At 31.8% G+C, this 2899-nt stretch carries 4 protein-coding genes; all 4 read left to right on the top strand.

Going from position 1 to position 2899, the window contains the following annotated elements:
- On the top strand, positions 1 to 677 hold a 677-nt coding region (locus PW52_RS17595; RefSeq protein ID WP_205618149.1), incomplete at its 5' end, for a hypothetical protein.
- Between the two features lie 226 nt (positions 678 to 903).
- Complete coding sequence (locus PW52_RS16865) at positions 904 to 1380, top strand: hypothetical protein (RefSeq protein WP_131454018.1); 477 nt, start codon at positions 904 to 906, stop codon at positions 1378 to 1380.
- 618 nt (positions 1381 to 1998) lie between these two features.
- Positions 1999 to 2427, top strand: a complete 429-nt coding sequence (locus PW52_RS16860; protein WP_044634157.1) for a hypothetical protein — start codon at positions 1999 to 2001, stop codon at positions 2425 to 2427.
- Positions 2428 to 2539: 112 nt separating this feature from the next.
- The gene (locus tag PW52_RS16855; protein WP_044634156.1) at positions 2540 to 2746 is read left to right on the top strand and encodes a hypothetical protein; all 207 of its coding nucleotides are present in this window, start codon (positions 2540 to 2542) and stop codon (positions 2744 to 2746) included.
- Positions 2747 to 2899 lie beyond the last annotated feature (153 nt).

Here is a 2899-nt window from a genome sequence, read left to right as displayed (position 1 = left end):
ACCCCTTACTTTCCATACACAATTACGTTAGGCACAATATGAAACAAACATTTTCACATAGAGTTTTTGATTGGATTTTAATCGGAATATCCCTGATTTTTTCGGTGCTGACTTTTATGAATCTAATGAACGGATTTGAATATTTCAGTAGTTTCATATTAAGAATTACTTTCGCTTTTGTTTCCGCAACTGCTCTTATTTCACTATTGATTCAAAAATTTAACGGAGAACGTTTATCTCGGATATTTATAATTGTTTCTCTAATAATTCCAGCGATTTTGATTTTCTATCAATATCTGACGGATTTGATTTTTTATAGTGCCAATCGATTGAATTTATTACAAAACCCAACATTATTTTTAAAGCTAATAGGTGGTATTGTTCTACTCTATTTTGCAATTAAGTTTTCAAAACAAGAAGAAGTTGACAGAATAAAAGATTACGGAATTTTAATTATTGGAATTGGAACTTTTACAATCTGTTATGTGCTGATTCGAACAATAGAACCGAATTTGAATTCAGAACTAACGGACTATCCTATTTGGAAAACTATAACAAAAATAACAATCGGAATTTTGACTTTAATCATTGGAATTAGAATTAAAAATCTGAAAACGAAGTTTAACAAAGGACTAATATTGACATTAATCTTAATGTTTATATTCGGACTGATATAAATACTGTGCCTAACAATGGCTATAAGTAATTGCTTGTTCTCGCCTACTTCTGAAAATCCTCGCGGATTTTCAGTTTGGTGTGTACTTGCAAAGTTATGTACTAACCCACGCAACTACTCATATCCGAGACCGTTGTGTGTAATTTGAGAACATGAATAGAAAAAGAAAAATTATTCTGGCAATTTCCATAATAATCCTTGGATTTATAACATTTCGATTGTTTTTTATGAGTTACTATTATGACTTTTCGGAATACTTGACCCTTAAGGACAAAATTGTTTGGACGGAGAATAGAAAACTTAAATATTCTGACTTTAATTTTACTACAGACCCCGAATTAAAAGACCTTGACGCAAGAATAGGACTTCACTCCAGGTTTAATGTAAATGACCCGATTTTATTTAGGTCGCATACAGTTTTTGAGCCTAAAAACGCAAAAATATCTGACACAACTGACCCAAGAGATTTAAGAGTTGCTCAAGTTAAATTTGATTTACTTGAAACGTATCGGCGTAGAATGGAAAAAGAAGTTGATAGTTTTAGAAAATTGAGCGTAAAAGATTTAAAAGCATCCGATTTTGATAAAATGCATAGACGTTATTATTCTGATTTTAAAAAAGAATGGTTAAGTTATAATGATTCAATTTATAACATACGCACATTAGAACGTTTGGAAAAGAAAGTAAAAAATGAATTGAAATAAAAACTACACACAACACCGGCTATAGTTCATTGCTTCTGACTTTCCTTGCGGAAAGTCCTCGCAAATTTGCTATCTTCCGTTTACGGCGGAAAATCCTCGCGGATTTTCACGCAACGAAACCATAGCCAAAACCGTTACAAAAAATAGCTCCGAACTCACTCAGACGCGGAGAAATTCGATGGAAATATAAATCTGAATTTGACTAAAGCAGCGCGCGGAATTGAACATTCAAACTCTGAACTTTAAACTCTGAATCTGACAATCGTTATGCGGAATCTCACTCTTCCGGAATTGAGCAAGGTTGCGGAATTTTAGAACGGCTGAAAAAAAAGCGTGGTTTACTGTTCACGATTTTTTTTTGAGAATTTTAAGTTAGAATATTCTAAAAAACTCAAAACCTGAATTTTTGAAATTTTACGCGGACAAAATACAACCTTAAACCAATCTGACGTGTCGCTACATTTTGTAACACCGTATAAGTTTAATTGCTTCTGATTTTCCTGCGGAAAATCCTCGCATTTTTACTATCTTAGTTTCTTAATCTGAAAATCCTCGCGGATTTCCAGCGCAACTAAGCTTATACAAATACGTTGTGTTTAATTAAAAAAACATCGATAGATGAAAGACAATGAGCAAGTGTTAATCTCTGAACAGGATATTAAAAAGATTCTGTTAAAAGTTGAAAAAGTAATTGAATCAGAAGGCTATTGTCGTTCAGGATTTGCCATAAAAGAAGTTATGGGACTCCCTAATAAAAAGTTTACTCCTACACAGAGACTTAAAATCGCAGCACTAGCAACAGTTACTAAAAAATATAAATACGACATTGCAATAGATAAAGATTATGTGGATTTCAATATAAAGCCAGATGCCGAATATGAAATGTATATAACCACATTAAACTTAGCGAAAGAAAACTTAAAGTCGGTTAAAATAAATAGAGTTTCAACTATAGTAAACATCGTTTTAGGAGCAATAAACCTAATCGGGCTAATAGCGTCAATAGATATAATCCAAGAACTATATCTAAAGCTAATATCAAAATAAGAATGTATCGGAGAATTTTATCAACTAACATAACACCTGACTGACCTTAGCAGTGCGCAACTGTTACGTGCGACTGACAAATTAAACTTTAACTAATTAAAAAATAAACAATATGAGCATAGAACAAGAACAGGCTTTCATAGAAATAAAAAAATCTGAGTTTAAAACCATTTTCAATAAAAACGCAGACGACAATTTGACTGAATTTTTAATGTACTTAAACAACGTTTCGAACAGGGAACTTTCTGGGGATTTATACAATCTTTCAAAAGAAATAGAAGAACTATCAAAAGTCATATTAAGAGATAGTGCTTCTTAATTCTGCTGTCTGTCTTAATTTTCTAAAGAACATTGTAAACTCATAACTCGAGCAACCTTTTAATTTATCCAATGTATCATTTATGATTTTTTCTTTTTCTTTTTCCGAAAGTTTTGTCGCTGACATAATAAAACTAAACACAACAACGTGTAT

It is taken from the genome of Neotamlana sedimentorum (genome assembly GCF_000943565.1).
GTDB classification, from domain to species: Bacteria; Bacteroidota; Bacteroidia; order Flavobacteriales; family Flavobacteriaceae; genus Neotamlana; species Neotamlana sedimentorum.
Note: the sequence above shows the minus strand (reverse complement) of the source record. Positions and strands in the feature narration are given on the sequence as shown.